The organism is Ideonella flava, from assembly GCF_051857595.1.
Classification (GTDB): Bacteria; Pseudomonadota; Gammaproteobacteria; order Burkholderiales; family Burkholderiaceae_C; genus Ideonella.
This window is the reverse complement of the sequence record NZ_JBPZHD010000007.1, coordinates 311230-334598: the sequence shown is the minus strand read 5'-3', so window position 1 is coordinate 334598 and position 23369 is coordinate 311230. Positions and strand designations below refer to the sequence as shown.

Here is a 23369-nt window from a genome sequence, read left to right as displayed (position 1 = left end):
CCGGGCGTACCGCCGTCGCGGCCGGGTTCCACAATCGACAGGCAACCTCTGTCAACGCCGCTCGCGGGCAGCCCGTTGGCCTGGGATCCCCTGAATTCCGTCCGGACGCGACGCCATGAAACGCATCACCCTCACCGCCGCCGCGCTGGCCGCCCTGGCCGGCCTCGCCGGCTGCATGACCACCAGCCCAGACGTCGTCCACCCGTACCACGCGCAACGCATGTCGCACGTGCAGGACGGCACCATCCTGTCGATCCGCCCCGTCACCGTCGAAGGTCAGCAAAGCGGCGCGGGTGCGGTCACTGGCGGCGTGGTCGGCGGCATCGCCGGCTCCTCGGTCGGCGGCCCGCGCGAGGGCGCCGTGGTGGGCGTGATCGGCGCGGTGGCCGGTGCCGTGATCGGCAACGCCATCGAGCGCGACGCCACGCGCGAAAGGGCCTACGAGATCATCGTGCAGCTGCGCAACGGCGATCGCCGAGCCATTGTGCAGGCCCAGGGCAGCGAGCCGCTGAATGTAGGTGACGCGGTGCTGCTGGTCACCACCGGCGGCCGCACGCGCGTGATGCTCGCCCCGGCCGGCACTGCGCCGGTTTCCGCCGCCCCCCCGCCCCCGCCGCAGGCCTACGCCGCACCGGCCGCGCCCGCCCTGCCGCCGCCGGTGGCCTCGCCGCCGCGCCCGCCGGCGCCCCCGGCCCCCGTGCCCGCCCGCGGCGCCGAGCCGCCGCAGACCAGCGCCTCCGCGCCCGTCTACACCCAACGCTGACACCGAACGCGGCCTGACCGCCGCTATGCTCGCCCTCCTCTTGAGGAGTGCGAGATGGCGATGGCGGACGGCCCGGCGGCCGGGCAACAGCCCGGCCGGACGGCAGCGAACGGCTGGTCGATCACCCCGCTGGCCTGGCTGGCCGGTGGCGCCGCCCTGGTCGGGCTGGGGCTCTTCACGCTGCAGCTCGCTCTGCGCCTGCCCTCGGGCCTGGGCATGGAGGACCTGCTCGGCTGGTCGCGCCGCGACAGCGTGTCGACCGCCGTCCAGCTCTGGTGCCAGTTCGCCTTGCGCTGGCGCAGCGCAGCCGCCTACGTGCTGGCGGACAGTGCGCTCTTCGTTCCGCTGTACGCGTCGCTCCTGCTGGTGACGCGCCAACGCCTGAGCCGGGCCATCACGCCGGGGCCGGGCCTGGCCGCCCGCGCCCTGTCCCGAGCGTTGGCACCCTTGGGCACCCTGGCCATCGCCCTGCTCGTCCTCGTCGATTTCGGCGAGAACGTCGTCGGCGCGCTGCGCCTGGGCATCTCGCCCGGTGTGACGGCCACGAGCGTGTTGACGGGTCTGGCCTTGCTGTTGCTGTTGTGGCGCTGGGCCGCCGCTGCGCCGGCTTGGCAGCGGTCGTTCACCTGCCGCGGCGCTGCTGCCCTGGTCGCCGCTGGCATCGTCCTTTTGCTGCTGGTGGGCCTGGCCGACGCCGGCGGCGCCTGCGTTCGAGCGGCGCGCGGCAGCCTGCCCGCGCCGTGGGCCGTTCTGCATGCCGCCAAGCCGGCGGCGATCACGCTGGCCCTGCTGCCGATCGGCGTCGCGGCGCTCGTCTGGTGGTTCGGCCTCGACCTCAACCTGGGCGTGCCGGACCAGCGGCGCGAGGCGGCGTTTCGCGCCTCCTGGCGGGCCGGCGTGGCGGGCGTCGTCGGCCGCAGCCGCTACGTGCTGGCCGTGCTGCTGATGTTCGGCCTGCTGACACTGGGGCTGGACCAGTGCCGCGACGTGCTTCTCGGCCTGGCCTATCCCGACCCCGCCGCCAGCCCTGGCGCGCTCCTGTGGCGGCGCGCGGTGCAGGGCCTCTGCGCGCTGTCGGTCGCGATGCTGGCCTACTCCTGCTGGCTGTGGACTCGCCTGACCGGCATGGTGCAGCGGCCGGGACTTTCGCTGGAAGGTGAACCGCGCGTCGCGGACGCGGTCGGCGCCTTCGCGCGCGGCTGGGCGCGCGTGCTGTCCATCGTGCCGCTGGTTCTCGTGGCGGCACTGGTCGCCTACACGGTCGGCGATGCCGTGACGGCGGGTTTGCGGGCCGCCCGGCCCGGCACCGTGGCCGGCCAGCTCGCCGGCACGCTGGTCGCCCTGCTGGGCTTCGGCATCGCGGCGTTGGCCTTCGGCGCATTCCTCCTGCAGTGGCGACGCTGGCATGCGCTGCCCCGGGCCGCCGACTACTACAACAGCGAGCCCGACATCTACCGCCTGCTGTGGGGCGAAGCCATCGCCTGGCGTGGTCGAGCCGAGCCGCCGGCGCCGGCCTCCGCCGCGCCAGGCTGCATCGCGCGGGGCCAGCGCCTGGCGGCATGGGCCGCGCCCCCGGTGCAATGGATCTCGCGCCTGCTGTGGCCCCTCGCCCACCCCGTGCTGTGGCCGCTCACCGCGCTGCTGCTGATGGCCGGCTTGCGATTGGCGATGGCCTGGCGGCCCGACGTCACCGCGCAGGCGCCCGCGACGATCGCCTTGCTGGCCCTGGCGCTGAACTGGTGGCTGGGCGTCGCGGGCCTGCTCACGCTGGCGGAGCAGCGCCGCGCCGTGGCGTGGAGCCTGGCGCTGCTGGCGTTCGTCGGCGTCTTCGCCGCGCTGGGTTGGGCCGACAACCACCGCCTGCCGCTCACCGCCCCACGGGCGGAGGACCTGGCGGCGCTGCGGTGGCAGGGTCTGGCGGCGACGGCCGTGCTGCTCGTCCTCGCCGCCGCGCAGTGGCTGCTGTTCTGCGCGCGGCACCAGGGGCCCAGGCGCTTGCTCGCCGGCTGGAGCACGACCCGCTTCAACGTCGCGCGCACCGGACTCGCCCTCACGCTCGCCCTGCTGGCCACGCTCGCCCTCAAGGCCATCGACCGCTGGAGCTCCCCGCTGGCCGCGCGCGCCGACACCCGTGCGCCGGGCCCGCGCCAGCCGCCCGGCCAGTCGCTCGCCAGCTGGGTGCTGCAGTTGCCGGATCCGCCCCCCGAGCAGGCCACGGTGCTGCTCGTCGCGGCAGAGGGCGGCGGCATCCGCAGCGCCTACTGGACCGCGCAGATCCTGGCCCGCCTGCATGATGCCGATCCGTCGATCGACCGCCGGATCGCGGGCCTCAGCGGCGTCTCGGGCGGTGCCGTCGGCATCGCCGTCTACCGCGCCTGCCTGGCCCAAACCGCCACGGGCGGTTCGGTCCGCAGCTGCGTCGAAACGGGCTTTCGCCGGCTCGACGCCCTCTCCCCGCTGATGGGCGGATTGCTGTTCGAGGATGCCTTCGCCCGGGTGCTGCCCACCACGATGAAGTGGGGCCCGATCGACCTCGCTTGCCGCCAGCCCGGCTGCACTCACCTGAGCCGGGCGCTGCCCTTCGAGCGGGAGTGGATCCGCCAGTTCGGCCACCTGGGCGATTCGCTCGGCGACCTCCCGGCCGCCGGCGGGCACCCCGTGCCGGTGCCGCCGCTGCTGTTCAACAGCACCTGGGTGGAATCCGGCAACCGCGCCGTGCTGGGCAGCTTCGATGCCCTCGCCCTGCCGGCCAGCAACGACCTGGTGGCCGAGCTGGGATCGTGGCCTCCGCTCATCACCGCGGCCCATGCAGGCGCGCGCTTCCCTTTCATCAATCCACTGGCCGCCCTGCCGCCCGAGCCCGGCGGCCAGCGCTCTCGAGGTCACCTCGCCGACGGCGGCTACCACGACAACAGCGGCACGGCGAGCCTCGCCGACCTGTGGCGCAGCCTGCAGCCGCTGCTGCAGCCCCCTTGGCGTGCGCGCCTGCTGCTCATCCGCAACGGCAGGCCCCGGATCGATTGCGAACAAGCCCCGCGCGACGGCCCGCCCGCGATCTGCCTGGACCCGCACGCCCGTCCGAGCGATGCCGAACTGCAGGCCGACCTGCTGCGCCCGGCCGATCGACGCCGGCTCGATTTGTTGTCCGACCTGATCGGGCCGGTGGTGGCGCTGGCCAATGTCTCGGGCATAGGAGCACACGGCCGCGAAGCCCCGGCCGGCCTGGCCGCCAGCCTGGCCGGCCAGCCCGACGCCGAAACCCCGTTGTTCTTCGACCAGCTCGACGACAACGAGCTGGTGCCGCTGGGCTGGTACCTCTCGCCTGCCGCCCGCGAGGCCATCGAAGGCCAGGCCGCGCTGTACTTCCGGCAATGGCCGGTGGCCATTGCCTCCGGCGAACATTCAGCTCCCCCGAGCCCCCTCCAAGCGGGGGCTCCAGCCAGTTCGACGACACCTCCCAGCCCTCCTCCACGAGGAGGGCACTAGCCAGTTCCTCGAAGGGCACCTACCGATCGTCAATCAAGCCAGTGCCTCCCTCTCGGAGGGAGGCTGGTGGGAGCTCATTGCTTGCTGGAGCCCCGCTGTTGGAGGGGGCTCGGGGGAGCCTGACGTTCGGCCGCCGGCCGCGGGCTTGGAGCCCGCGGCCTATCATCTTCCGCCCCATGAACCTCAAGCAACTCGAATACTTCGTCAGCGTCGCGGAGCTGGGCAGCTTCAGCAAGGCCGCCGTGGCGCTCGACATTGCGCAGCCGGCGCTGAGCCGGCAGGTGCGCGCACTCGAGGTCGACCTGCGAGAGACCCTGCTGCTGCGCAATGGCCGCGGCGTCACGCTCACCCCGGCCGGCCAGCGGCTGTTCCAGCACAGCGTCACCATCCTCAACCGCGTCTCGCAGGCCCGCGAGGACATGGGTGCGCAGCGCGACGAGCCGGTGGGCCGGATCACCGTGGGCCTGCCGCCGAGCATCAACCGGCAGCTCACCCTGCCCTTGATAGACGCCTTTCGCCGCCAGTTGCCGAAGGCTCGCCTGGCGATCGTCGAGGGCCTTTCATCACATATCGCCGAATGGCTCACGAGTGGCCGTGTCGACCTCGGCCTCGTCTACAACCCAGAGCCCGCATCGCACCTCACCATCGAGCCGCTGCTGCAGGAGCCGCTGTGCCTTGTCGGCGCGGCGAAGGATCATGAGCCGGCACGCGGGCCGGTCCCGCTGAAGGCCCTCGCCCGCTATCCGCTCGTGGTGCCCGAGCGGCAGCACGTGATGCGTCGCATGCTCGAGGCGCAGGCCACGCTCGCGGGCCTGACACTCGACATCGCGTGGGAGGTGTCCAGCATCGCGGCGATCATCGACCTGGTGTGTGCAGGTTATGGACACGCGGTGCTGCATGCGAGCGCGGTGCTCGCCTCCGGCCGTGCCGACGAGCTGGTGGCACGGCCCATCATCGAGCCGCCCCTCATGAGCGTGCTGTGCCTGGCCACTTCGGCCCACAAGCGTGCGACACCCCTGCAGCGCCACACCGCGCAATTGCTGGCGGAGCTGGTGCGCAGCCTGCCCCAGGGCAACGCGGCGCAGTCGCGCCCCGGCTGAGCCGGGCACGCCCCCCGGCGTGCGTTCGTGCAGCCTCATCCTGCGGGCTTCGCTCGGGTTCGCCCCATTGCCGTTGGAGCGGCGCGTGTCGACAGTCAGAGACAGCGCCAGTCAGCAGGAGTGCTCGGGCGCATCCGATCGACTTTCAGAAGATCAGTCGCCGCCAAAGGAGACAGCCATGAGTTCCGACACCCCGGTTCCGGCCTCGCGCCGGAGATTCCTGAAGAACGCCGCCACCGGCGCCGTTGCCACTGGCGCGCTGGCCGCACCCATGGTCTCGCGAGCGCAGACGACGAGCCTGCGCTTCCAGTCCACCTGGCCGGCGAAGGACATCTTCCACGAGTACGCGCTGGACTTCGCCAAGAAGGTCAACGACATGGCCGGCGGGCGCCTGAAGATCGAGGTGCTGCCCTCGGGTTCGGTGGTGCCTGCCTTCCAGCTGCTGGAGGCGGTCAACAAGGGCACGCTGGATGGCGGCCATGGCGTGGTGGCTTACCACTACGGCAAGAACTCCGCGCTGGCGCTGTGGGGCTCGGGCCCGGGCTACGGCATGGACCCGAACATGCTGCTGTCCTGGCACTACTACGGCGGCGGCAAGGCCCTGCTGGAAGAGATCTACAAGGCCATCAACATGGACGTGGTGTCGTACCTCTACGGCCCCATGCCCACGCAGCCCTTCGGCTGGTTCAAGAAGCCGATCGCCAAGGTCGAGGACATCAAGGGCCTGAAGTACCGCACCGTCGGCCTGGCGGTGGACATCTACACCGAGCTGGGCGCGGCGGTGAACCCGCTGCCGGGCTCGGACATCGTGCCGGCCCTGGATCGCGGGCTCATCGATGCCGCCGAGTTCAACAATGCGTCCAGCGACCGCATGCTGGGCTTTCCCGACGTGGTGAAGAACTGCATGCTGCAGAGCTTCCACCAGAGCACCGAGCAGTTCGAGATCCTGTTCAACAAGGGCAAATACGACGCGCTGCCGGCCGAGCTCAAGGCCATCATCGACTACGCCGTGCAGGCAGCCAGCGCCGACATGAGCTGGAAGGCGGTGGACCGCAATTCCAAGGACTACGACGAGATGAAGAAGTCCGGCGTCAAGTTCTACAAGACGCCTGATGCCATCCTGCGCGCGCAGCTCGCGGCCTGGGACAAGGTGATGGCCAAGAAGTCCGGCGAGAACCCGCTGTTCGCCAAGGTGCTCGCGGCGCAGAAGGCCTTCGCGCAGCGGGCCGGCCAGTGGCAGAACGACTACCTCGTCGATTTCAAGGTGGCATGGAACCACTACTTCGCGAAATAGGACCCCCGGCATGACGAGTACGTCATACCGTCCCCGGCGGGGGCTGCGCTGAAGCCATGTCGACCGACGCCATCCTGCACGCCGCCGAGAACCTGTCCACCTGGGTCGGCAAGGCTTTCGCCTGGCTCATCGTCGCGCTGATGGTGGTGGTCTGCGTCGAGGTGTTCAAGCGCTATGCGCTGAACGCCCCGACGGCCTGGATCTACGACGCCAACAACATGATGTACGGCACGCTGTTCATGATGTGCGGCGCCTACACGCTGTCCAAGGACGGCCACGTGCGCGGCGACTTCCTCTACGGCAGCATGAAACCTCGGCTGCAGGCCAGCCTCGACCTGGTCCTGTACATCGTGTTCTTCCTGCCCGGAGTCGGCGCCCTCACCCTCGCCGGTTGGGACTACTTCCAGGACTCGCTCGCGATGCGCGAGCAGACCTTCAACGCCACGCCGCTGCCGGTCTATCCCTTCAAGTTCATCATCCCCGTGGCCGGCACCATCGTCCTGCTGCAAGGGCTGGCCGAGATCCTGCGCTGCGTCGTCTGCCTGCGCCAGGGGGCATGGCCGGCTCGGCTGAAGGACGCCGAGGAGATGGACGTGGTCGAGCAGCAGCTGGCCGGCAGCACGTACATCGATGAATCGATCAAGGCCGAGGTGATCGAGAAGGCGCACGAGATCGACGAATCGGCGCGGCAGCGCAGCACCTGAGCCAGCGTCTCCAAAGCGCCGAAGACAACAAGCAGAGGGAACAGCAGATGTCACATGAAGCCCTCGGCATGACGATGCTGGTCCTCATCATCGTGGTGATCATGCTGGGCTTCCCCACGGCCTTCACGCTGATGGGCCTGGGCATGTTCTTCGGCTTCATCGCCTTCTACGAGCCTGCGCTGCCCTGGTACGACAACCACGTCTTCGACCTGTTCGTGCAGCGCGCCTACGGGGCGATGACGAACGAGACGCTGCTGTCGATCCCGCTGTTCGTGCTGATGGGCTACGTGATGGAACGCGGGGCGCTGGTGGACAAGATGTTCCATGCGGTGCAGCTCGCCTTCCGCCGAGTGCCGGGCTCCCTCGCGGTGGCGACCTTGATCATCTGCACCTTCTGGGGCATCGCCTCCGGCCTGGTCGGCGCGGTGGTGGTGCTGATGGGCGTGATCGCCATGCGTCCCATGCTCAACGCCGGCTACGACACGCGCCTGGCCGCGGGCGTCATCACCGCCGGCGGCACGCTGGGCATCCTCATCCCGCCCTCGGTGATGATCATCGTCTACGCCGCGGTGGCCGGGCAGTCGGTGGTCAAGCTGTACGCGGCGGCCATGTTTCCCGGCTTCTTCCTCGCCTTTCTGTACCTCGTGTACGTGATCGGCTGGGCGTTGATCCAGCCGCAGGTCGCGCCCAAGCTGCCGCCGGACAAGCAGCGCGCCGAGGTGACGCCCTGGGTGGCCCACCTGTCGGCACAGTATTCGACCCGCCTGCTGCCGGCGCTGGTGAAGGCGTGGTTCGCGCCGACCCGCGCACTGGCGGCCAACATCCCGGGCGTGCAGCCCGGCCGCTGGCTGCTCACCAAGAACCTGCTGAGCGCGCTGTCTCCAGCCATCCTCGCCGGGATCACGCTGGGGGCGGTGTGGTGGTACGTGACCATCTACTCGCAGCAGCAGGACGACGGTGGCGCGCCGGCGGCCGCGGTAGTCGAAGCCGCACCGGCCAAGGGGCCCAGCCCGACCGGCCTCGCGGAGCCGCCGGGCGCCGAAGAGCCTTCGACTTCCGGCACCGGCCTGGCCGCGCCGCCGGGCGCCGAGCCCGATGCCGCCGCCGGTGCCGAAGGCGCGCTCAAGCCCCTGGGCGAGCCGGTCGCCGCTCCGCATGCCGAGCCGGTCCCCGATGCCTTCTATGCCTGGTTCGCGGCCGCCTGCGTGCTCACGCTCGCCCTGCTGGCCTGGTACTACTGGCGCATGGACGCCGAGCAGTACGAGATCCTGCGGATGCTCGTCAGTTCGGTGATGCCGCTGGGCGTCCTGACCTTCGTCGTGCTGGGGGTGATCCTGTTCGGCATCACCACCGCCACGGAGTCGGCGGCCGTCGGCGCCGCCGGCGCGTTCCTCATGGCACTGCAGGCCCGGACGCTGAACTGGCAGCGCGTCAAGGAGGCGGTGTTCCTCACCGCCAAGACGACCGCCATGGTGTGCTGGCTGTTCGTCGGCTCGGCCCTGTTCTCGGCGGTGTTCGCGCTGCTGGGCGGGCAGCGCATCGTCGAGCAGTGGGTGCTCGGGATGAACCTGTCGCCGCTGCAGTTCCTGCTGCTGACGCAGGCCATCATCTTCGTGCTCGGCTGGCCGCTGGAGTGGACCGAGATCATCGTGATCTTCGTGCCCATCTTCCTGCCCTTGCTGCAGCACTTCCAGATCGATCCGCTGCTGTTCGGCACGCTCGTGTTCGTCAACCTGCAGGCGGCCTTCCTCTCGCCGCCGGTGGCCATGTCGGCCTTCTACCTGAAGGGCGTTTCACCGCCGCACGTGACGCTGAACCAGATCTTCGCGGGGATGATGCCGTACATGCTCATCGTGATCCTGTGCATGGTGATCATGTACGTGTGGCCCGGCATGACGCTGTGGCTGCCAGCTTGGCTTTACCACTGAGTCAATGGGGCCCCCACGCCCCCTGCCGGGGGCTGCCCCCCATGGGGGCTCGCGCAGCGGCCCGGCAAAGCCGGATCCGCGCACGCCCTTGAATGGGGCCTGCTCCATTGGAGCGCGAATCAGGTGGCGGCGTATGCTGAGCGTCTGCGCGCGCTTACCGGCGCACCACTGCAACGTCCGAGCCGACCACCCGTCGGCCGGGCAATCAGCCTGAAGCGAAACCATGACGCCACCTGATGCCATCGCGGCCCGCCCGGCCGTGCTCGACCTCATCGGCAACACGCCGCTGCTCGAAGTGACGCGCTTCGACACCGGCCCCTGCCAGCTCTTCCTCAAGCTCGAGTCGCAGAACCCCGGCGGCTCCATCAAGGACCGGATCGGCCTGGCGATGATCGAGTCGGCCGAGCGCGACGGCCGGTTGCCGCCCGGCGGGACCGTCATCGAGGCCACCGCGGGCAACACCGGCCTGGGCCTGGCGCTCGTGGCCCGCGCCAAGGGCTACAAGGTGGTCCTCGTCGTGCCGGACAAGATGAGCGCCGAGAAGGTGCTGCACCTGAAGGCGCTCGGCGCGGAGGTGCACTGGACGCGCTCCGACGTGGTCAAGGGCCATCCCGCCTACTACCAGGACATGGCGGCGCGCCTGGCCAAGGAGATCCCGAACAGCTGGTACAGCGACCAGTTCAACAACCCGGCCAACCCGCTGGCGCACGAGACCACCACCGCGCCGGAGATCTGGCAGCAGATGGGCCACTGCGTCGATGCCGTCGTCTGCGGCGTGGGCTCAGGCGGCACGCTGACCGGCCTGAAGCGCTACTTCAACCGGGTCTGCCCCCCGACCGAGATCGTGCTGGCCGACCCCAAGGGTTCGGTGCTGGCCGACTACATCGCCACCGGCAAGATAGGCGAGGCCGGCTCCTGGGCCGTCGAAGGCATCGGCGAGGATTTCATCCCGTCCATCGCCGACCTGAACGGCGTCCGGCAGGCCTTCACGATCGACGACGAGGAGAGCTTCTCCACCGCCCGCGAGCTGCTCAAGCGCGAGGGCATTGCGAGCGGTTCGTCCACCGGCACCCTGCTGGCCGCGGCGCTGCGCTACTGCCGCCAGCAGACCACGCCGAAGCGCGTGGTGACCTTCGTCTGCGACACCGGCACGCGATACCTGTCCAAGGTCTACAACGACGCCTGGATGTTCGACCAGGGCCTGCTGCACCGTCATGCGGTGGGCGACCTGCGCGATCTCATCTCGCGCCGCATGGAGGACGACGCCGTGATCAGCGTGACGCCGGAGGATGCGCTGCTCACCGCCTTCCAGCGCATGCGGGCGGCCGACATCTCGCAGCTGCCGGTGATGGAGGGCGGCAGGCTCGTCGGCCTGCTCGACGAGTCGGACGTGCTGCTGCGCGTGCAGGGCGACGCGGCGAAGTTTCGCGAACCCGTCAGCAGCGCGATGAGCACCCATGTCGAGACACTCGCCCCGACCGCCGGCTTCCCGGCGCTCACCGGCACGCTCAAGCAGGGCCTCGTCGCCGTCATCGCCGACAAGGACCGCTTCTATGGTCTGATCACGCGCTTCGACCTGCTGAACCACCTCCGAAGGAACCTGGCATGAGCCTGGAAAGAAACCCCAAGCACGGCTTCGCCACCCGCACCATCCACGGCGGGCAGGCGCCCGACCCGACGACTGGCGCCGTCATGCCGCCGATCTACGCCACCTCGACCTACGTGCAATCGAGCCCGGGCGTGCACAAGGGCTACGAATACTCGCGCTCGCAGAACCCGACCCGCGAAGCTTTCGAGCGCTGCATCGCGAACCTGGAGAACGGCCAGCGCGGCTACGCGTTCGCCTCGGGGCTCGCGGCCATGTCGACCGTGCTCGAGTTGCTGGACAGCGGTGCCCACGTCATCGCCAGCGACGACCTCTACGGCGGCACCTTCCGCCTCTTCGAGCGCGTGCGCAAGCGCTCCGCCGGCCACCAGTTCAGCTTCATCGACATGACCGACCCGGCGGCGGTGCGAGCCGCCATCCGGCCGAACACGAAGATGGTCTGGGTCGAGACGCCCTCGAATCCCCTGCTCAAGCTCATCGACCTGGAAGCGGTGGCGGCGATCGTCCGCGAGCACGATCTCCTCGCGGTGGCGGACAACACCTTCGCCAGCCCCTGGGGCCAGCGCCCGCTGGAACTCGGCTTCGACATCGTCGTCCACTCGACGACCAAGTACCTCAACGGCCACTCGGACCTCGTCGGCGGCGTGGCGGTCGTCGGCCGCGAGACGCGGCACGCGGCGATCGCCGAGCAGCTCGCCTTCCTCCACAACGCCGTCGGTGCCATCGCGGCACCCTTCGATTCGTTCCTCGCCTTGCGTGGCGTGAAGACGCTGGCGTTGCGCATGGAGCGGCATTCGAGCAACGCGCTCACGCTGGCCCAGTGGCTCGAGGCTCAACCCCAGGTGGCCAAGGTCTACTACCCGGGGCTGGAGAGCCACCCGCAGCACGCACTGGCCCGGCGCCAGATGCGCGCCGGCTTCGGCGGCATGATCTCCGTCGACCTGAAGGGTGACCTCGCGGGCGCCCGGCGCTTCCTCGAGACCTGCGAGCTGTTCTCCCTGGCCGAGAGCCTGGGCGGCGTCGAGAGCCTGATCGAGCACCCGGCCATCATGACCCACGCCTCCATCCCGGCCGAGCAGCGGGCGCGGCTGGGCATCGGCGACACGCTGATCCGCCTGTCCGTGGGCGTGGAGGACGTGAACGACCTGCGCGAGGAGCTCACCCGCGCGCTGGCCGCCGTATGAGCGAGGGGCCGGCGTTCTCGCTGCGGGCGGCAAGGGAGCAAGACGTCCCCTTCCTCCTGCGGCTGCGCGAGGTCGCCATGGACCCGCACCACCGTGCGGCCGGCGTGTTCCAGACACCGGCCGAGATGGAGGAGCGCGTGCGAAGCCACTGGGACGAAGCGCAGGTGATCGAGGTCGACGGGCGGGCCGCCGGCCTGTGGAAGCTCTGGCGCCGCCAGGACGCCTGGTGGATCCTGCAGGTCCAGCTGATGCCCGAGCACCAGGGCCGTGGCATCGGGGCCGCGCTGATCCGCGGGCTTCAGGCGCAGGCCCGCTCGGCCGGCATGCCGCTCAGGCTCAAGGTGCTGAAAACCAACCCGGCGTGGCGGCTGTACGAGCGGCTGGGCTTCGTGGTCGTCGGGGACGACGAACACGGCTACGAGATGCTGAGCGGCGCCTGAACCGCAAGCAGGGCCTTCAGCCCGCCTCAGGATGGGCGCGCCGCTTGAAAGCTCAGCGCGTGGCGGTCAAGCCGGTCGCGTGGACGTGGTGGTCACCGTGGCCGCAGGAGGCACAGGCCTCCTCGAACACCATCTGGGCGCAGTCCATGCAGTTGCCGCAGTTGGACGCGACCCGGGTCAGGTCCTGCAGCAGCTCGAAATTTGTCACGCCTTCGTTGACGACACGGTGGATGTCGCGGTCAGACACACGGTGGCAGAGGCAGACGATCATGGCAGCAAAGGCACGCGAGGCATTACCGAGGACGTGCCGACAGTCTAGCTCAAATAGGAATCCTTCTCATTCTTATTGTCTGATCCAGCGCAAGGACAAACGAGCCAAAGTGCCGGCAGCCCCCGCGCCGGCACGCGCCCTGGCGCTTCAGCCCTCGCCGCCCGTCGGGCCGGCGGCCGACTGCAGCCAGTTCTGCTCGCCCATCTGGGCGATGAGATCGATCTGGGTCTCGATGTGGTCGATGTGTTCCTCGGTGTCCTCGAGGATGTCCTCCAGCAGCTCGCGCGAGACGTAGTCGCGCACCGATTCGCAGTAGGCGATCGCCTCCTTCAGGTGGACCTGGGAGGCGTACTCGAGCTTGAGGTCGCAGTGCAGCGTCTCCACCGCCGTCTCGCCGATGAACAGCTTGCCGAGATCCTGCAGATTGGGCAGGCCGTCGAGCATGAGGATGCGCTCGATCAGGCGATCGGCGTGCTTCATCTCCTCGATCGACTCGTCGTATTCGTGCTTGGCCAGCCGTGCGAGGCCCCAGTTCTTCTGCATGCGTGCGTGCAGGAAGTACTGGTTGATCGCGGTCAGCTCCATCTTGAGCTGGGCATTGAGGGCCTGCAGCACCTGCGGGTCGCCTTGCATGGTGTTCTCCTTTTTCGTCGTTGGGGGCGAACGCGCATTGTGCGGCGACACCGGCCGGATGGCGAGGAACGGTGGGCGGACGATCAGTGCGCCGGATGCGAAACGGCCTGCCGCCGGTCACCCGGGGCAGGCCGCGAAAGGAGCTGGCGGCGCCTGACGCGCCGGACCTCAGTTGATGCGCACCAGCTGGTCGCGCAACTGGGCCGGGACGTCCTGGATCAGCATGATCGCGATGCTGCCGTCCTTGGAGGTGTTGTTGTGCGCCGTCTTTTCGGCGTCCATGGTCGATGCCACCGCTTCAGGCGACAGCGTGTACATGTTGCCGCTCAGCGGATCGACCGCAAACCAGCCGATCAGGCCGCCGAAGACGAAGTTGCCGGCGATGTACCAGCCGTTCGGGCTGGACGTGACCGGGATCACCTGGGTCTTGAAGCCGGGCTTGGTGATGGTGACCTTGAAGCTCTTGCCGCCCCAGTAGCGGCCGGTGCTCTTGTTGAGCGTGACCGAAGTCGGCGTCTGGCCCGCGAAGACCTCGGTGCCGGCCTCGTCGGTGATCACGACCTTGGCGTCGCTGGGGGTGCTGGCGATGGGCAGGGTCTGGGTCGGCGAGCCCATGATCGTGGCGCAACCGGACAGGGATGCCACGAGGGCGGCTGCAAGCAAAGTTTGGCGAATGGCCATGGTGGATTCCTCCCTCCGCAAAGATGAACAGGATGTTTTTGGCCCGAGCGGAGAAATGACGGGCGCGGAATTGTAAACAGACGTTGCTGAACAGCAGGTTCTCCGCCCAGCGCGCGGAATGCCTGTCCAGCGGTGTCCCGTAGCATGGGCATCATTCCCTGGGGCGAAGACGAGTCCCTTGTCAGCTACCCAGTCCGTTGATCCATCCCATCGCATGCCCAAGTCAGCCCTGACCTCAGTCCTCCTCACCGCCGCCGTCTTCGCCGCCGCGATCGTGTTCAACCCCTCCGCCGACAAGCACCGCGAGAAGATCCGGCAGGTCACCGCCGAACGCCACCCGGTCGCCGGTGCGCTCGGGCTCGGGGCCCTGACGGCCTTCGTCTCCAGCTACCACTCCTGGGGCGTGGCCTCGTACACGACGGCGAACCAGAAGGTGCTGTCCATCGGCGCCTTCGGCGTGGTGGTCGTGCTCGACCAGCAGCCGAAGGGCTGATGACCCCATGAGGCGCACCACGATCCGCCGGTCTCGCGAAGAGGCTGACTCCATCGAGACGCAGTTGCCGTGACCCCAGGCGAACTGCAAGGCGACCTCGGCTTCACGGTACGCCAGCGCAAGAACGGCGAGCTGCAGGTCCTGCACCACGGCCGGCTCGCCTCCACCTTGCGTGGCGAGGACGCCGCCGTGCTGCTGGAAGAACTGGCCACGGGCAGCCATGCCGATGGCCAGCAGCTGATGGCGCGGCTGACGGGCAACTACAAGCGCGGCAACGAGCGGACGGCGCAGCGGCACCCCCGCAATCGGGGCGGCTGAGCCTCGATCAGCCCTCGTCCATCCAGTCGGCCAAGGCAGGGCTGGCTGATTCGCGCCAGCTCGCACCGTCGCGAAGGGCGAACCACGCGGCGACGCCGTGACGCTCGGCCCAGCGCCGGCCCTCCTCAAGTCCCATCACGAACAGCGCCGTCGCCAGTGCGTCGGCGCGCGCGCAGCACGGGTCCAGCACGCTGACCGACGCCAGGCCATGAGCGACCGGCCGGCCGGTGCGCGGGTCCAGGGTGTGCGAGAGCCACCGGCCATCGCCATCGAGGTAGCCCTGGCGGTAGTCGCCCGAGGTGGCCACCGCTTGTCCTGTCAGGGCCACCCGCAACGGCGGCAGCGTACCGGCGGCGGGGGGACGCTCCAGCGCGACCCACCACGGCTGGCCGTCGGGCTTCAGGCCCTCGCCGCGCAACTCGCCGCCGAGTTCGAACAGGAGGTGGTGGTGTCCTTCCGCGCGCAGCGCCGCCACCACCGCGTCAACGGCATGCCCCTTGGCGATGGCCGAGAGATCAAGGCGGCAGTCGCCGGGCTGCTGCCACTGGCCCGAGCCGTCATGCTGCAAGCGACGCCACGCACCGGCGACGGACGGGCGCTCGTCAGGCTTGAAGCCGGGGCTGTCGTAGCGACCCGCCGGCCCGAAGCCCCAGCGCTCGACCGCGTCCCCCAAGGCCGGGTCGAACGCACCCGCGCTGGATTGCGCGATCTCGTGCGCCAGCCGCATCACTGCATCGAAGTCCGGCGACAGCGCGAGCCAGCCACCCGGAGGCAAGCGGTTGAAGCGCGTCAGCTCCGAGTCCTCGCGCCAGTGGCTCATCTGGCGCTCCAGCTCGTCGAGCACACCCTGCACGCGCGTGGCGACGTCAGGCACCACCAGCGACGGCGGCGCCACCAGCACCAGCTGCCAGTTCGTGCCCATGCTGTGGCCGGACAACCGGTGCAGCACAGACTGCCGCGGCGGCGTCATCAAGGGCATCGCGGGCGGCAGCAGCACGATGGGCCGGCCGGCCGCGATGGCCACGCCGGTCACCGGGGGCGAACCTCGAAGGTGGCGGAGTAGCTCAGGCGCTGCTCCGGCGGCGCTTCGGGCGTCGCGCCGGGCGTGGCGTGCGACACGCCGAGCCAGTAGCGCCCCGGCAGCTGCCAGGCGACGGTGAACTGGCCCTGCGCGTCGGTGCGCAAGTTCTGCTCGCCCATCTTGTAGCGGTAGCGATTGCCGCCGGGCAGCAGGCTGACGGCGGCATCGGCGAGCGGCTTGCCTTCCAGCAGCAACTTGAACCGGGTCCGGTCGCCGTCGCTCAGGTCCACCGGCGAATCGAGCGGGATGAGCTCCAGGCCGGTATTGGTGGAAGCGAAGGGCCGGTCGCTGGCGCGCTGGCGGGCGACGAAGGTCTCGACGCGGCTGGCCAGGCGGGTCACTTTCACTTCGCTCGCATCGGCCGGTCGGGCCTTCTCCCAGGCCTCGCGCGTGCCGCGGAAGCGCTTGACCTCGCCGCCCTGGCGGTAGCTGACCATGACGCTGTCGCTCAGGTTGGCGATTCGATAAGTGCCGGGCTGGTCCAGCGTCAGCTCGAAGCTGCTGCGATGGCGCGAGCTGGTGTTGACTGCCGACGGTGCGACCGCACGGCCGTCGGGTCCTGTGACGGTCAGCCCCTCCAGCGGCAGGCCGCGGGCGTCGAACTCGAACAGGTCCTCCGACGCAGCGGCGTCGATGGCCACCACGTTGTCCTTGCCGTCGAGCAGGGTGGCGTTGGGCAGCAGCCACGGGTGGTGGGCCTGTGCGGCCGCCGAGGCCGTGGCCATGACCAGGGCTGGCAGCAGGCGGCGATCGAGAAGCAGGCGGTTCATGGACGTTCTCCCTGGGTTCACGGCTTGGCCTGCAGGCTCACGGCGCCGAGCTCGTGCTCGCCTTGCGCCTTGGCGACGGCGGCCGACTTGAGCGGCCATTGCAGGGGCAGGCGCAGCACCTCTCGGCCGCCTCCTTCTCGTGCGGCCTCGACCACGATCTCGTAGTCGCCGGCCGGCAGGCTCGACAGCACACGCGAGCCGCCGAGCTGCAGCACGTGCTCGCCCGGCGCGCGGGTGGCGCCCGTCACGCCGTCGATCGGCAGCTGTGCATCGCGGCCAGCCTGGCGCCACCACTGGCGCAGGTCGCGCAGCCACTTGGCGCCGCCGTTGTCCTTCTTCTTCAGGTCGTACCAGACGCCCAGGTGGCCGGCAAAGCCCTGGTCGCCGGCGCGCTGCAGCCACATCGCGACATAGGGCACGTGGTACTCCGCGACGTTCAGCCGCGGAATGTCGATCTTCAGGGCCAGCTCGGCGGCCTGGGCGGCCGGTGAGGCGGCCGCGACGGCAGCAGCGCCTAGCGAGGCCGCGGTGCGAATGAGCATCGGAGAAGCCATGAGGGAAGTGGTCATGAGGAAGGATTCGCTGATCAATGCGCCGCCCAGACGGCGAGCAGCGCCGGCAGCACCAGCCCCGCCGCCACCAGCGGCCAGGTGCTGGGCCGCCGGCGGGCATGCAGGGCCAGCAGCAGCAGGCCGGTGACGGCCGCCATCACGCAGGCCGCGGCGAAGATGTCGATGAAGGCGCTCCACAGGGCCCCGGTGTGCCGGCCCTTGTGCAGGTCGTTGAGCCAGGCGATGGAGCCGCGGTCGCTGTCCTCCCACTCCAGCAGGCCGCTGCGTCGGTCTATGCGCAGCCAGGCGTCGCCGCCGGGGCGCGGCAGCGCCAGGTAGATCTCTTCGGCGCTCCATTCGGCGATCGCTCCGTCGGGCCAGGACAGCGCGAGCTCAGCACGCCAGCCATCAGCCAGCGACGCAGGCAGCGGCGCACGCGTCGTCGTGCCTTCGGCGCGAGGCGCGGCCCGATCGAGCACGGAACGCTGGGCCACCGTCAGCTGCAGTTCGCCGCTGCGCACGACCGGCCTGGCCTCGATGGCCCCGGCATGGTTGAGCGTGATGCCGGTGAGCGCGAAGGCCAGCAGCCCGGCCAGCGTCAGCGCCGAACTGATCCAGTGCCAGGGCAGGATGGCCTTGAGCCAGCGGGCGCGGGACTGCGAGCGGCGGGCGGCGTCATCGGCCAAGCGCGCGCTCACGGCGGCGGATTCGCTCATGGGCGCACCCATCGGCGCAGGAGGTTGTGGTAGCAGCCGGTGAGCTGCACGCGCGCCGCCTCGTCGGCACCGGTCTGGGTCAGGCGCTGGATGGCCGTGTCCAGGTCGAACAACAGGGCGCGCTCGCCGACGTCCGCCACGAGGCTTTGCACCCACATGAACGAGGCCAGGCGCACGCCGCGGGTCACCGGCTCGACCCGGTGCAGGCTCGTCGACGGGTACAGCACCAGGTCGCCCGCCGGCAGCTTGACGGCATGCGCGCCGTAGGTGTCCTCGACCAGCAGCTCACCACCGTCGTAGGAGTCGGGCTGCGCAAGGAAGAGCGTGGCCGAGATGTCGGTGCGCAGCTTGCGGCCGCTGCCCGGCAGCAGGCGCACCGCGTTGTCCACGTGCGTGCCGAAGGTCTCGCCGCCTTCGTAGCGATTGAACATTGGCGGGTAGACCTGGTCCGGCAGGGCCGCGCTGATGAACAGCGGGTGTCGCTCCAGCGCGGCCAGGACCATGTCGCCCAGCTCGCGCGCCAACGGCGAACCTTCGGCGAGCTGGCGGTTGCGCTTGACCGCCGCGCCCTGGTGGCCGGCCGTGGCCAGGCCGTCGACCCACTCGGCCGCGAGCAGCGCGGATCGCGCCGACTCGACTTGCGTGGCGTTCAGCACGCCAGGGATGTGCACGATCATCGCAATCCGCCTGCCGGTTCGTCAGAAGCGGACCGTGCCGCTGATCAGCGCCGTGCGGCCGCGCACGGGCGTGGCGCGGCCGGCGCTGCTGGCTTCGAAGTACGTCGCGTCGCCGAGGTTCTGCAGGTTCAGCCGCACTTCCCACGATTTCTGCAGGTAGGCCACGGTCGCGTCCCAGCGGGTGTAGCCATCGACCTTCGCGGTCTCGAAGTTGTTCAGCCAGCGCTCGCTCGCGTATTGCATGCCGCCGCCCAGCTCCCACTGCGGCGCAAACCGCCAGGTGGTCCACACCGTCGCGTTGTGACGGGGGGTGTTGGGCGCCGTCTTGCCCTGGGCCACGATGCCCGCGTCGGTGCCGCTGCCGACCTGCGGCGATTCGACGATCCTGCCGTCCATGAAGGTATAGCCAGCGAAGATCTCCCACTGCGGGTTCAGGCGGCCGGTGGCGCCGAGCTCCAGCCCGTCGACGCGGACGAGGCCTTCGGTCACCTGCGTGCCCGTGGCGTCCTGGGTGCGCGGGTTGGTCTTCTCGACGCGGAAGAGCGCGCCCGTCACCGTCAGCTCGCCCTCCATCAGGTCGAGCTTGGTGCCGATCTCGTAGGAGTGGTTCTTCTCGGCGTCCAGCGCGGCGGTGCTCGCGCTCTGCGTCACCGTCTCGGCCGACGGGTTGAACGAGGTGCCGTACGAAACGTAATAGGTCTGCAGGGCGCTGGGCTGCCACAGCAGGCCGGCACGCGGGCTCCACATCGTCTCGGACTTGGGCACCGCCGCTTCCGTCGTGTCGGCCGGGAAGCCGTCGGGCAGCACGTACTTGGTCAGGTCGGAGTGCACCTTGAAGCGCTCGCCGCGCAGACCCGCAACGAGCTTCCAATGCGGCGTGAGATCGACCTGGTCGTTGAGATAGGCCGCCATCGTGTCAGCGGTCGTCTTCGTCGTGCGCGACAGGGCGTGCTCGCCGGTGATGTCGCGGTAGGCCGGCGTGCCGAGGTTGATGAAGGTGTCGGCCGCGGGCGTGTTCCAGGCGTAGCGGTCGTCGCGGCTGCGCTCGCGGGCCAGCTCGATGCCGGCGGTCAGCTGGTGCGCCATGCCGCCCAGCGTCTGCTTGCTCGTCACGTCGAGCTGGCCGATGAGCGATTCGTCCTTGATCCGGCGTTCGCGGGTCGAGCGTGGCGCGCTCAAGTCATCCAGGTCGTCCGATCGCGTGGGCACGCCGCCATCGGCGCGCACCACGGTGCCCAGCGGGTTGGCGCGGGCGTCGGTGCGGTTGCTGCTCGCCAGCACCCGGCCGCGAATGATGGTGGCGGCGCTCCATTGGTGCTGCACGGTGGCCGACAGCACGTTCACGTCCTGGTTGAACTTGTCGTCGGTATAGCCGTAGTAGTTGTGGGCCGGTGCGTCGACGGGCATGCGAACGGTGCCCGTGCCGGCCGTGGTGACGAAGGGGAAGCCGTAGTCGGGGATGTCGCGGTTGCGCTGCAGCAGCGCCTGCAGCGTCACCTCGGTCGGCGTGCCGATGCCGAAGCGCACCGACGGCGCCACGCCGTAGTCGTCGTTCTTCGTCACGTCGCGCGTCGACTGCACCGACTGGCCAAAGGCCGCCACGCGGAAGGCGGAGCTGTCGGACAGCTGCCGGTTCAGGTCGGCCGTCGTGCGGTAGTAGTCGTCGGTGCCGACCGTCAGGCCCACTTCGCCGCGGTCGCGCAGGTCGGGCTTCTTGCTGATCTGGTTGATCACGCCGCCGGTGGAGCCGCGGCCGAACAACATCGACGACGGCCCCTTGAGCACTTCCACCGCCTCCAGCGCGAAGACATCGCGGGTGTACTGGCCGCGGTCTCGCATGCCATCGAGATAGACGTCGGTACGGGCCGAGAAGCCGCGCAGGTTGATGTTGTCGCCGATCACGCCGCCCTCGCCGGCGCCCAGCGTGATGCCGGGAACGTTGCGCAGGGCGTCCTTCAACGAGGCGGCCGCCTGCGAATCGAGCATCTTGCGGTCCAGCACCGTGATGGACTGCGGCACGTCCCGCAGCGGGGTCTCGAACTTGCCGCCAGTGCTGGCCTGGCTGTTGTCACGCTCGACGGTGGCGGTGGCCTTGACCGCCGGAAGCGTCTGCTCGGCGGGCGGGCTTGCCGGCGCGGTCTGCGCATGGGCGCCGCTGCCGAAAACCAGGGCCAGCGTGGCGGCCCTGAGGCTCAAGGGCATGGCGGCCGCGGCGGGGCGAAGGAACTTGTCGTTGTTCAAGGCAGTCTTCTCTCTCGGGACTCAGGTGGGCCGGGCGGGCGAGCGGCTGGCGGGCAATGGTGGTGAAAGCTGGAAAACGTCAGGGCGACTCGGGCTGGCTCACGAAGCCGATGTGGTGCAAGCCGGCACGCGAGGCATCGGCGAGGGTCTCGGCCACGGCGCGGTAGGCCACCGACTGGTCGGCACGAAGGTGCAGCTCGGGCAGGGGCGACTGCTGCGCCGCGGCCCCGAAGCGCTGGGCTGCGTCGGCCCGGCTCACCGGCTCGCCGTTCCAGTAGCGCTGGCCGGCGGCATCGATCGCGAACTCGATCTTCTGCGGCTTGAGCTCGTTGGGCTGCGAGCTGACCTGCGGCAGGTCGAGCTTGACGGAGTGCGTGAGCAGCGGAGCGGTGACGATGAAGATCACCAGCAGCACCAGCATCACGTCGATGAGCGGGACCATGTTGATCTCGTTCATCGGCGTGGCAGCGCGCCGCGTGTCGAAGCTGGCGAAGGCCATGGTGTGCTCGCTTCGCTCAGGCGCCGGCGCGCGCCGGCAGGCTGTGCACGTTGGCTGCCGGCTCGGTGTTGCCGCGCAGCGTCTGGCCTAGCGTCAGGAAGGAAAGCAGTTCGAACGCGAAGGCATCGAGCTGCGACGTCAGCACGCGGTTGCTGCGCGCGAGCCAGTTGTAGGCCATCACCGCGGGGATCGCGACCGCCAGGCCCAGGCCCGTCATGATCAGCGCCTCGCCTACCGGGCCGGCCACCTTGTCCAGCGTGCCGGCGCCGCTCATGCCGATGGCGACCAGCGCGTGGTAGACGCCCCAGACGGTGCCGAACAGGCCGACGAAGGGCGCGGTGGCGCCGATGGTGGCCAGCAACGTGAGGCCGCTCTCGAGTTGCATGGTCTCCTCGTCCAGCACCTTCTTGATGGTGCGGGTGAGGAACTCCTGCTCGCTGCCGGCTTCGGACAGGCGCGCGGCTCCGTACTTGGCGTGGTGCGCCTTGGCGTGCATGGCGTGTGCGCTCAGGTGCGCGAAGGGCTCGTGCACGCCGTGCGTGTTGATCTCGCCCTGCACCTCGTACAGCGAGGTGGCGTTCCAGAAGAAGGCGAGGAAGGACTTCGAGCGGCGCTCGCGGACGTACTGCGTCAGGCCCTTCTTGGCGATCAGCACCCAGGAGATGACGGACATCAGCAGCAGGATGGCGAGCAGCGCCTTGCCTACCGCATCGCTTTGCCCCAGGAAGTGGGCGACGCCTAGCGAGCCGGGTTCGTTCATGACTTGTTTTCCAGTTCGAATTGAATGGGCACCGTGGTCCAGACGACGAGCGCCTGGCCGTTCTCTGTGTAGGGCTTGAATCGGGCAGCGCGCACCGCCGTGAGCGCGGCGTTGTCCAGCCGCGGCGAGCCGGACGAGCGCGAGACCAGCACCTGGCGCGCGTGGCCGTCGGCGCCGATCTCGACCTTCAGCAGCACCTCACCCTGCTCTCGCAGCCGGCGCGAGGCCAGCGGATAGACGGGCGCCGGCGGCTCGAGGTAGGCCACCGCGGTGGAAGGGATGGTGCGCGGAGCTGCTATGACCGATGGTGCGGGGGGAGCCGGCGGCGCCGCGGGTTCCACGGCCGCAGGGGGCGGCGCGGGCTCGGCCGGCGGGGGAGGAACCGCCATGGCGGCGGGCGCGGGCTCAGCCCTCGGCGCAGCAGCGATGACCGGGGCGGGCGCGGGCGGCGGCGGGCGCGGCACCACCCGCGGTGGAGGCGGAGGTGGTGGGAGCGGCGCCGGCGGCGCGTCCGCGGCCACGAAATCGACGACCAGCGGCGCCACCTCCGCCACGGCCTCGCGCACCGAGGCGATCTGCATCAGGCCCCAGGCGGCGCCCAGATGGGCCGCGCAGACGCCGGCAATCAGCCCGCGCTGGGCCCAGGGGGGCAGGGGCGTCGACGACGAGCCACTCGCCATGCGGGCTGTCCACGCCGTGCCGGCGGGGCGCACGCTCGATCGGTCGGCAGGTGATTCCAAGGGCTTCTCGCGCAGCAAACAAGCAGGCCGCACGAAAGCGGCCTGGACTTAGGGTGTTGGCTGGCGATAGCTGGCTGTTGCGCTAGATTTTATTGAGAAGCATTCTCGTTTGCAATCAGATCCTCGCGCCGCTGTTGCGCAACATCAAGGATTCGCTGCTTTCAGCCGGCCAGGGTGACCAGCTGTGGCGCCGCGTAGTCGCGGCCGACCAAGTCCATCACCCGCTCCAGGCTCTGGCGCTGGCGCGCGGACAAGGCGTCAAGGGCGACGCGCCCGATGGCGTCGCACGGGAACCGGAAGGCCCGGCCCATTTCGTACAGCGAATCGAATCGCAGCTCGTAGTGAAAGCCGGATCCGGTGGTCGAATGGCCGGGATCGGCAAGACGCTGGAGGGAATCGGCAAACTTGTCCATCTTGCCGGGGTTGCAAGCAA

The 23369-nt window shown here is 69.8% G+C and carries 24 protein-coding genes; 11 read left to right on the top strand and 13 right to left on the bottom strand.

All coding sequences use genetic code 11. From position 1 onward, the window contains the following. Positions 1-115: 115 nt before the first annotated feature. The 9 genes from ACS5PM_RS17370 (at position 116) to ACS5PM_RS17330 (ending at position 12505) form a co-directional block, all read left to right on the top strand. Positions 116-763 carry an outer membrane lipoprotein gene (locus ACS5PM_RS17370; protein WP_439388916.1) on the top strand — a complete coding sequence of 216 codons (648 nt, stop codon included), beginning with the start codon at positions 116-118 and terminating at the stop codon, positions 761-763. A gap of 54 nt (positions 764-817) precedes the next feature. Further along, positions 818-4249, top strand: a complete 3432-nt coding sequence (locus tag ACS5PM_RS17365) for a hypothetical protein (RefSeq protein ID WP_439388915.1) — start codon at positions 818-820, stop codon at positions 4247-4249. Positions 4250-4425: 176 nt separating this feature from the next. After that, positions 4426-5349 (top strand): LysR family transcriptional regulator, encoded by a 924-nt coding sequence (locus ACS5PM_RS17360; RefSeq protein WP_439388914.1) that lies wholly within the window; start codon positions 4426-4428, stop codon positions 5347-5349. A gap of 178 nt (positions 5350-5527) precedes the next feature. Continuing rightward, positions 5528-6643, top strand: coding sequence for a TRAP transporter substrate-binding protein (locus tag ACS5PM_RS17355; RefSeq protein WP_439388913.1), 1116 nt, complete (start codon positions 5528-5530; stop codon positions 6641-6643). A 56-nt stretch (positions 6644-6699) separates the two neighbouring features. Further along, positions 6700-7347: a TRAP transporter small permease subunit gene (locus ACS5PM_RS17350; RefSeq protein ID WP_439388912.1), complete on the top strand. Its 648-nt coding sequence runs from the start codon at positions 6700-6702 to the stop codon at positions 7345-7347. Positions 7348-7394: 47 nt separating this feature from the next. Further along, complete coding sequence (locus ACS5PM_RS17345) at positions 7395-9275, top strand: TRAP transporter large permease (RefSeq protein ID WP_439388911.1); 1881 nt, start codon at positions 7395-7397, stop codon at positions 9273-9275. A gap of 223 nt (positions 9276-9498) precedes the next feature. Next, a complete protein-coding gene (locus ACS5PM_RS17340; RefSeq protein ID WP_439388910.1) occupies positions 9499-10884 on the top strand; it encodes a pyridoxal-phosphate dependent enzyme in 1386 nt (461 codons plus the stop codon). Beyond that, entirely contained in the window at positions 10881-12065 is a 1185-nt protein-coding gene (locus ACS5PM_RS17335; protein WP_439388909.1) for a trans-sulfuration enzyme family protein, read from the top strand. Before ACS5PM_RS17340 ends, ACS5PM_RS17335 begins: the two co-directional genes overlap by 4 nt. A 77-nt stretch (positions 12066-12142) precedes the next feature. Beyond that, on the top strand, positions 12143-12505 hold the full coding sequence (locus ACS5PM_RS17330) for a GNAT family N-acetyltransferase (protein WP_439388908.1): 363 nt from the start codon (positions 12143-12145) through the stop codon (positions 12503-12505). Between the two features lie 52 nt (positions 12506-12557). Here ACS5PM_RS17330 and ACS5PM_RS17325 read toward each other — a convergent pair whose 3' ends face one another. The 3 genes from ACS5PM_RS17325 to ACS5PM_RS17315 form a co-directional block, all read right to left on the bottom strand. Continuing rightward, complete coding sequence (locus ACS5PM_RS17325; protein ID WP_439388907.1) at positions 12558-12776, bottom strand: (2Fe-2S)-binding protein; 219 nt, start codon at positions 12774-12776, stop codon at positions 12558-12560. A gap of 147 nt (positions 12777-12923) precedes the next feature. Continuing rightward, positions 12924-13409, bottom strand: a complete 486-nt coding sequence (gene bfr / locus ACS5PM_RS17320; protein WP_439388906.1) for a bacterioferritin — start codon at positions 13407-13409, stop codon at positions 12924-12926. A 168-nt stretch (positions 13410-13577) separates the two neighbouring features. After that, the gene (locus tag ACS5PM_RS17315; protein WP_439388905.1) at positions 13578-14090 is read right to left on the bottom strand and encodes a hypothetical protein; all 513 of its coding nucleotides are present in this window, start codon (positions 14088-14090) and stop codon (positions 13578-13580) included. A 214-nt stretch (positions 14091-14304) separates the two neighbouring features. On the opposite strand from ACS5PM_RS17315, the gene ACS5PM_RS17310 reads away from it, so the two are divergent. Then, the gene (locus ACS5PM_RS17310; RefSeq protein ID WP_439388904.1) at positions 14305-14583 is read left to right on the top strand and encodes a hypothetical protein; all 279 of its coding nucleotides are present in this window, start codon (positions 14305-14307) and stop codon (positions 14581-14583) included. 69 nt (positions 14584-14652) lie between these two features. Further along, positions 14653-14901, top strand: coding sequence for a hypothetical protein (locus ACS5PM_RS17305; RefSeq protein ID WP_439388903.1), 249 nt, complete (start codon positions 14653-14655; stop codon positions 14899-14901). 7 nt (positions 14902-14908) lie between these two features. Here the strand turns inward: ACS5PM_RS17305 and ACS5PM_RS17300 are convergent, their stop codons facing one another. The 10 genes from ACS5PM_RS17300 to ACS5PM_RS17255 all read right to left on the bottom strand — a co-directional run bounded on the left by ACS5PM_RS17300 (position 14909) and on the right by ACS5PM_RS17255 (position 23349). Further along, positions 14909-15934 (bottom strand): FAD:protein FMN transferase, encoded by a 1026-nt coding sequence (locus ACS5PM_RS17300; RefSeq protein WP_439388902.1) that lies wholly within the window; start codon positions 15932-15934, stop codon positions 14909-14911. Then, on the bottom strand, positions 15931-16752 hold the full coding sequence (locus tag ACS5PM_RS17295; RefSeq protein WP_439388901.1) for a DUF4198 domain-containing protein: 822 nt from the start codon (positions 16750-16752) through the stop codon (positions 15931-15933). The genes ACS5PM_RS17300 and ACS5PM_RS17295 overlap by 4 nt, the downstream gene beginning before the upstream one ends. Positions 16753-16769: 17 nt before the next feature. Next, positions 16770-17321, bottom strand: a complete 552-nt coding sequence (locus ACS5PM_RS17290) for a DUF2271 domain-containing protein (RefSeq protein WP_439388900.1) — start codon at positions 17319-17321, stop codon at positions 16770-16772. 17 nt (positions 17322-17338) lie between these two features. Further along, positions 17339-18019: a PepSY-associated TM helix domain-containing protein gene (locus ACS5PM_RS17285; RefSeq protein ID WP_439388899.1), complete on the bottom strand. Its 681-nt coding sequence runs from the start codon at positions 18017-18019 to the stop codon at positions 17339-17341. After that, positions 18016-18696: a Fe2+-dependent dioxygenase gene (locus tag ACS5PM_RS17280; RefSeq protein ID WP_439388898.1), complete on the bottom strand. Its 681-nt coding sequence runs from the start codon at positions 18694-18696 to the stop codon at positions 18016-18018. Before ACS5PM_RS17280 ends, ACS5PM_RS17285 begins: the two co-directional genes overlap by 4 nt. Before the next feature lie 21 nt (positions 18697-18717). Beyond that, positions 18718-20937 carry a TonB-dependent receptor gene (locus ACS5PM_RS17275; protein ID WP_439388897.1) on the bottom strand — a complete coding sequence of 740 codons (2220 nt, stop codon included), beginning with the start codon at positions 20935-20937 and terminating at the stop codon, positions 18718-18720. 79 nt (positions 20938-21016) lie between these two features. Next, positions 21017-21436 (bottom strand): ExbD/TolR family protein, encoded by a 420-nt coding sequence (locus ACS5PM_RS17270; protein WP_439388896.1) that lies wholly within the window; start codon positions 21434-21436, stop codon positions 21017-21019. 16 nt (positions 21437-21452) lie between these two features. Continuing rightward, on the bottom strand, positions 21453-22196 hold the full coding sequence (locus ACS5PM_RS17265) for a MotA/TolQ/ExbB proton channel family protein (protein WP_439388895.1): 744 nt from the start codon (positions 22194-22196) through the stop codon (positions 21453-21455). Beyond that, complete coding sequence (locus tag ACS5PM_RS17260; protein WP_439388894.1) at positions 22193-22936, bottom strand: energy transducer TonB; 744 nt, start codon at positions 22934-22936, stop codon at positions 22193-22195. The genes ACS5PM_RS17265 and ACS5PM_RS17260 overlap by 4 nt, the downstream gene beginning before the upstream one ends. A 161-nt stretch (positions 22937-23097) precedes the next feature. Beyond that, on the bottom strand, positions 23098-23349 hold the full coding sequence (locus ACS5PM_RS17255) for a hypothetical protein (protein WP_439388893.1): 252 nt from the start codon (positions 23347-23349) through the stop codon (positions 23098-23100). Positions 23350-23369 lie beyond the last annotated feature (20 nt).

Coding starts and splice junctions, on each gene's coding strand:
- ACS5PM_RS17370 (WP_439388916.1), top strand. CDS start 116: ATGAAACGCATCACCCTCACCGCCGCCGCGCTGGCCGCCCTGGCCGGC.
- ACS5PM_RS17365 (WP_439388915.1), top strand. CDS start 818: ATGGCGATGGCGGACGGCCCGGCGGCCGGGCAACAGCCCGGCCGGACG.
- ACS5PM_RS17360 (WP_439388914.1), top strand. CDS start 4,426: ATGAACCTCAAGCAACTCGAATACTTCGTCAGCGTCGCGGAGCTGGGC.
- ACS5PM_RS17355 (WP_439388913.1), top strand. CDS start 5,528: ATGAGTTCCGACACCCCGGTTCCGGCCTCGCGCCGGAGATTCCTGAAG.
- ACS5PM_RS17350 (WP_439388912.1), top strand. CDS start 6,700: ATGTCGACCGACGCCATCCTGCACGCCGCCGAGAACCTGTCCACCTGG.
- ACS5PM_RS17345 (WP_439388911.1), top strand. CDS start 7,395: ATGTCACATGAAGCCCTCGGCATGACGATGCTGGTCCTCATCATCGTG.
- ACS5PM_RS17340 (WP_439388910.1), top strand. CDS start 9,499: ATGACGCCACCTGATGCCATCGCGGCCCGCCCGGCCGTGCTCGACCTC.
- ACS5PM_RS17335 (WP_439388909.1), top strand. CDS start 10,881: ATGAGCCTGGAAAGAAACCCCAAGCACGGCTTCGCCACCCGCACCATC.
- ACS5PM_RS17330 (WP_439388908.1), top strand. CDS start 12,143: ATGGACCCGCACCACCGTGCGGCCGGCGTGTTCCAGACACCGGCCGAG.
- ACS5PM_RS17325 (WP_439388907.1), bottom strand. CDS start 12,776: ATGATCGTCTGCCTCTGCCACCGTGTGTCTGACCGCGACATCCACCGT.
- bfr (WP_439388906.1), bottom strand. CDS start 13,409: ATGCAAGGCGACCCGCAGGTGCTGCAGGCCCTCAATGCCCAGCTCAAG.
- ACS5PM_RS17315 (WP_439388905.1), bottom strand. CDS start 14,090: ATGGCCATTCGCCAAACTTTGCTTGCAGCCGCCCTCGTGGCATCCCTG.
- ACS5PM_RS17310 (WP_439388904.1), top strand. CDS start 14,305: ATGCCCAAGTCAGCCCTGACCTCAGTCCTCCTCACCGCCGCCGTCTTC.
- ACS5PM_RS17295 (WP_439388901.1), bottom strand. CDS start 16,752: ATGAACCGCCTGCTTCTCGATCGCCGCCTGCTGCCAGCCCTGGTCATG.
- ACS5PM_RS17290 (WP_439388900.1), bottom strand. CDS start 17,321: ATGACCACTTCCCTCATGGCTTCTCCGATGCTCATTCGCACCGCGGCC.
- ACS5PM_RS17285 (WP_439388899.1), bottom strand. CDS start 18,019: ATGAGCGAATCCGCCGCCGTGAGCGCGCGCTTGGCCGATGACGCCGCC.
- ACS5PM_RS17280 (WP_439388898.1), bottom strand. CDS start 18,696: ATGATCGTGCACATCCCTGGCGTGCTGAACGCCACGCAAGTCGAGTCG.
- ACS5PM_RS17270 (WP_439388896.1), bottom strand. CDS start 21,436: ATGGCCTTCGCCAGCTTCGACACGCGGCGCGCTGCCACGCCGATGAAC.
- ACS5PM_RS17265 (WP_439388895.1), bottom strand. CDS start 22,196: ATGAACGAACCCGGCTCGCTAGGCGTCGCCCACTTCCTGGGGCAAAGC.
- ACS5PM_RS17255 (WP_439388893.1), bottom strand. CDS start 23,349: ATGGACAAGTTTGCCGATTCCCTCCAGCGTCTTGCCGATCCCGGCCAT.